Source organism: Rhizobium ecuadorense, assembly GCF_001187535.1.
Lineage (GTDB): Bacteria > Pseudomonadota > Alphaproteobacteria > Rhizobiales > Rhizobiaceae > Rhizobium > Rhizobium ecuadorense.
Window position 1 is genome coordinate 1 of record NZ_LFIO01000363.1, and the last position, 327, is coordinate 327.

A 327-nucleotide genomic window follows, 5' to 3' on the forward strand; every position below is an offset into this window, starting at 1 on the left:
GTCTTCCGGTGATTGCCTGATTTTCTCGACAAGCCCTCTGATGCGATGTTCGCCACCGGCATCATGAAACATTTCGATGTGTAAGCCGTTATCGCGCTTATGACCGACGCTAAACTCAAACCGAAATCGGTCGACGGTACCGAACCGCACGGTGCCGGGAACTCGCCCCAGGAGACGGCATCGACTGTCGAGGTCATGCCGCCGCCAGATGTCATCGAACCCGATCCGGAGCTGACGCCTGAAGAGGCCGAGCAGGCGCGCAAGCGATATCTGCTCAAGCGTTTCTGGATCAGCGCGCGCCGTTACTGGGGACGCGGTGGCGACAAG

Annotated in this window: 1 pseudogene; it reads left to right on the forward strand. The window is 59.3% G+C overall.

Annotated elements, in window-relative coordinates:
* Positions 1–99: 99 nt before the first annotated feature.
* Positions 100–327, forward strand: a pseudogene (locus tag AF337_RS07435) (ABC transporter ATP-binding protein/permease); the annotation flags it as partial.